The 4,158-nt window shown below is 60.9% G+C and carries 5 protein-coding genes and 1 pseudogene; 3 read left to right on the forward strand and 3 right to left on the reverse strand.

Translation table 11 applies throughout. From position 1 onward, the window contains the following. Both VQ044_RS23965 and VQ044_RS23970 read left to right on the forward strand, forming a co-directional pair. Positions 1-909 (forward strand): IS66 family transposase (locus VQ044_RS23965; RefSeq protein ID WP_331827818.1); only part of this gene is annotated, 909 nt, incomplete at its 5' end. A 274-nt stretch (positions 910-1,183) separates the two neighbouring features. Further along, on the forward strand, positions 1,184-1,405 hold the full coding sequence (locus VQ044_RS23970; protein ID WP_163046230.1) for an EF-hand domain-containing protein: 222 nt from the start codon (positions 1,184-1,186) through the stop codon (positions 1,403-1,405). A 212-nt stretch (positions 1,406-1,617) separates the two neighbouring features. Here the strand turns inward: VQ044_RS23970 and VQ044_RS23975 are convergent, their stop codons facing one another. The 3 genes and pseudogenes from VQ044_RS23975 to VQ044_RS23985 form a co-directional block, all read right to left on the reverse strand. Continuing rightward, positions 1,618-2,214 carry a plasmid pRiA4b ORF-3 family protein gene (locus VQ044_RS23975; protein ID WP_327650109.1) on the reverse strand — a complete coding sequence of 199 codons (597 nt, stop codon included), beginning with the start codon at positions 2,212-2,214 and terminating at the stop codon, positions 1,618-1,620. Then, positions 2,211-2,417: pseudogene (locus tag VQ044_RS23980) on the reverse strand (transposase domain-containing protein); the annotation flags it as partial. The gene VQ044_RS23975 and the pseudogene VQ044_RS23980, both read right to left, overlap by 4 nt. Next, on the reverse strand, positions 2,369-2,608 hold the full coding sequence (locus VQ044_RS23985; RefSeq protein WP_327650107.1) for a hypothetical protein: 240 nt from the start codon (positions 2,606-2,608) through the stop codon (positions 2,369-2,371). The pseudogene VQ044_RS23980 and the gene VQ044_RS23985, both read right to left, overlap by 49 nt. Positions 2,609-2,763: 155 nt before the next feature. Between VQ044_RS23985 and VQ044_RS23990 the strand changes: the two genes are divergently transcribed. Further along, the gene (locus VQ044_RS23990) at positions 2,764-4,011 is read left to right on the forward strand and encodes a Tn3 family transposase (protein ID WP_327651412.1); all 1,248 of its coding nucleotides are present in this window, start codon (positions 2,764-2,766) and stop codon (positions 4,009-4,011) included. Positions 4,012-4,158 lie beyond the last annotated feature (147 nt).

The raw sequence follows: 4,158 nt of genomic DNA on the forward strand, positions 1-4,158 counted from the left end.
CCCGTTTCAGCTTCACCCGTCACATCCGTCGCCATATCCCGCCCCATCATCGCTAAGATATTGATGATTATAGACTATCACCCATCCGGGGCGCGCGATATCGTTGTTTATCTGGGATATCCGGGCTTAGGGCTCACCATCAGCCAGGGCGGCCTGATGAACATCTTGCGGCGCTCGCAGATGGCCTTCGCGCCGGAGCGGGACGCGGCCGTCGCGGCCTTGCGCCGGGCCAGGGTCGTGGCCTCCGACGAGACCGGTGTGCGGATCGAGGGCAGCAACGCATACCAATGGGTGTTCCGCTCGGCCGACGCGGTCGTCCATCGCGCCGCTGCGACCCGCGGCGCCGTTGTCGTGCGTGATCTGATGAATGGGCACCGCCCGGAGGTTTGGTGTTCCGATCGCTATTCGGCCCAACAGGGCCACGGGCTCTCGCATCAGACATGCCTGGCCCATCTCGCCCGGGACGTTGCCTATGCCCTGGAGGCAAGCGACGATGCGCTGCCATTGCGCCTCCGCCTCTGGCTCAAACGGGCCTTCGCCCTGGCCGGCGGGATCGAAACCCTCGCGGCCTCGTCGATCGCCGCCAAACGCCGCACCCTGGAGCGAAGTCTTTCCGACATTCTTGCCGTCCCCACCGCATGCGAGCTGGCCCGCGATCTGCAGATGAAGTTCCGACGCGCCCGCGATCAGCTCCTGACCTTCGCCACCTTTCCGGGGCTGGTCGAGGCGACAAACAACGCCTGTGAACGCGCGCTCAGGCCCGCGGTCGTCCAGCGCAAGATGACCAATGGCTATCGCGCCATGTGGGCCGCCAACGGCGAGGCCGATATACGAACCGTCGTCGACACTGCCCGCCTGCGCACCAACGCGGGCTCGTTCCAGACTATCCTCAACACCGTCTCCCTCTGACGTTCGGGTCCAGAAACAGGGGGTGGGTAATTACCCCAGCGGTAATGGATCTTTATATTTATATGTTGATGCTAAAGTAATGACAATATTATTCTAATTGATTTGGATTTACGCGGAATCTCTTATTTTTAGTTACCAAATAAAGACATAAATTAGACAATATTCTTGCAAAATTCTACCATTTTTTCGGCTGATGGTCATTGCGGGCGGGGCTGACAATGAACAGATTTCAGAGTGAAGCCCCGTCAGGACGACAACAAGAAGGACCATTCCAATGAAGAATATTCTCGCGACTCTGGCCATTCTGGGCTTTGCCGCTCCTGCCTTTGCGCAGGCTGCCGATTTTGCGACTGTTGACGCCGACCAGAGCGGTACAGTCACCTTGGAAGAGGTGCAGGCCGCAATGCCGGATGTGACGGAAGATGCCTTCACTGCCGCGGATGCTGACGAGAGCGGCGACCTCTCGGAAGACGAGTTCGCTACGCTCGCCGGTTAATAAGCCGGCATGGAGGTTGGAATGCGAGCAGTGATCAAAGTCCTGCTCGCCCTTGAGCGTCTGTAGCCACATTCACAGCTCCCTGCTGCTTGCGACGACCCCGCGCCGCCGTTGGAAGGCGGCGCGGGACCTGTGGGATCGCAGGACACTGCGCGAAGGTCGTGGTCTGCGCCGTATCCATTCGGCGTAGGCCGCGGACGCTGATGCCTCGATCAGGTGTTGGGTTTTCGGCGCCTGGACCACTGAGCGGCCAGGCGATCGAGGGCTTTGCTGATTTCGGCGTCGTCGATGTCGTTGGGGTCGAAGCTTTCGCCCCACCATTCGACCATTTCGTCATGCCGGTCGTGATTCGGATCGGCGAGCGCTTCGCGGAACTCGTCATAACCCCACGGGCCGCCGACGTCCTCGGGCGGACAACGGCCTGATGCTTCGATGAGGCGGGGATAGTGCAGGCCTTCCGTCGCCGGTGTGATCGCCTCGATCCGGATCGAATGTTCCCAGCCGTCCCCGAAGTCGTAGAGGTACTCGAACGAGCGGACGCCGAGGTCCTCGATGACATCCTGAAGCGTCGCCTTGCGGGCATCGAGCGCGCCGCCGCCAAAACCGAGATCCGGATCGGGAATGCCGAAGCCGGTGTCGTCGACGCGGAACTCCCAAAGATGACTGTCGGTCCAGCCGATGGCTTCCTGCAGCACGGTATGGAGGCGATCGAGCCTGAGGTTAAGCGGAACTTCGATCTTTCGCATGACGGCTGGCGCGACGTCGTCGAGAACGACCTTGAGACGGGCGATGGATATCTCGGGGCTCATGCAGCGGCTCGTTCCTCTCTGGCGTTTCGCGGCGCCCAGTTCCGCGGCAGAAGTTCAGCAAGCCGGGTCTGGGGCATGTCGGCAATGCGGGCGAGGACGTCGGCGAGCCAGGCCTGTGGGTCGATGTCGTTGAGCTTCGCCGTCGCGATGAGCGTCAGCATAAAGGCCGTCCGATCCGCACCACGGTCGGAGCCGGCGAAGAGGGGTTATTTCCAACAAAGGTACAAAACGCACGCTGAACCTCGAGCATTCCTACAAATATCGCCCGCTCGACGACTACCTGATAGCCAAGGAACGCTGGCAGCGCGAGAAGGACGTCCTGCTGGAAAGGGCGGCGCTGCAGGACTTCACCGATCCCGGTCGGGTGCTCGCCGAACTCGACGAGGCGCTGCACCAGCAGTATCTCGTCACTAACCGGCGCTGGCTGCCGGCGCCAATCCCTACCTTAGCGTCTCGGCCAATGGCCGGTTCCGGATTGCAACGCCGAAACAGGAGGACAAGCCGCAGGAACCGCTGCAGCCGTTCCTGCCACAATGGCACTACGTGCCGTTGCCAGAGATCCTGGCGACGGTCAACCGCCACGCCCTCTTCACCGATGAGCTGCGGCACTGGCATCAGCGCCAGCCCCAACGCGTCCGGGAGAAGGCCCTTTATGCCGGCATCATGGGCCTGGGTTGCGGTATCGGCACCCGCAGGATGGCGAGGATCGCCCAAGGTGTCGGCGAAACCGAGCTCGAACACGCCGTGCATTGGCATTTCTTGCTCGACAATTTGCAGGCCGCCAACGATCGCATCCTGCGCCTGACGAGCGAGCTGGATCTGCCTGATATCTACCGCCGCTCGCCCGAAAGCCTCCATACCGCCAGCGACGGCCAGAAATTCGAGGTGCGAAAGGAGTCCCTCAACGCCAACTACTCCTTCAAATATTTCGGCAAGGGCCAGGGGGTCAGCGCCTACAGCTTCATCGATGAACGCCAGCTGTTGTGGCATTCCCTCGTGTTCAGCGCGGCCGAGCGCGAGAGCGCCTACGTCATCGACGGGCTGATGCGCAACGATGTGGTCAAGAGCACTATCCACTCGACCGACTCGCACGGCTATTCGGAGGCGATTTTTGCCGCGGCCCACCTCATCGGGATTTCCTACGCGCCGCGCCTCAAGAACCTCGACCGGCAGACCCTCTACACCTTCTCATCTCGCCGCAATGTCGATCGCAGCAGCTGGGCCGTGACGCCGGACAAATACGTCAACGACGAGCTGGTCGAAGCCAACTGGGACGACATCCTGCGCGTCATCACCACCATCAAGCTCAAGGAAACCACGGCCTCCGACATTTTTCGCCGGCTCAACAGCTACGCCAAGCAGCACGTCCTCTATCGCGCGCTCAAGGCCTTCGGCCAGATCATCAAGTCGCTGTTCATCTTGCGATACCTGGATGAACTGGCGCTGCGGCAGGCTGTCGAGCAGCAGCTCAGCCGGATCGAACTGGCCAACCGCTTCACCCGTGACGTCGCCGTCGGCAATCCACGGGAATTCCTGCAGGCCGAGAAAGATGACCAGGAGATCGCCGAGGCGTGCAATCGGCTGATCAAGAACAGCATCATCTGCTGGAACTATCTCTACCTCGAGAACAAGCTTGCCACCCTGCGGGATTCAGGCCAGAGACAGGTGCTCATGACCGCGATCGCCAGCCACTCGATGATCTCGTGGGCCCATGTCAATCTCCTCGGCGAATATGACTTCTCGGACGAAAAGCTGCGCGACTCATTCGGCCCGCGTTCCTCTCGAGTTGCTGCGTGAGCCGCCTTCACCCCCAACGCCTATGTCGCGTTTTGTACCTTTGTTGGAAATAACCCAACCTTGGGCCAATACCACGTCCCCGTCCGGCGTGATGATCATGACCGTGTTCGCTGGGATCGCCCAGTTCGAGCGGACCCTCATATTGAG

Origin of the sequence: Aurantimonas sp. C2-5-R2 (genome assembly GCF_036549495.1) — a bacterium.
Taxonomy (GTDB): domain Bacteria; phylum Pseudomonadota; class Alphaproteobacteria; order Rhizobiales; family Rhizobiaceae; genus Aurantimonas; species Aurantimonas coralicida_A.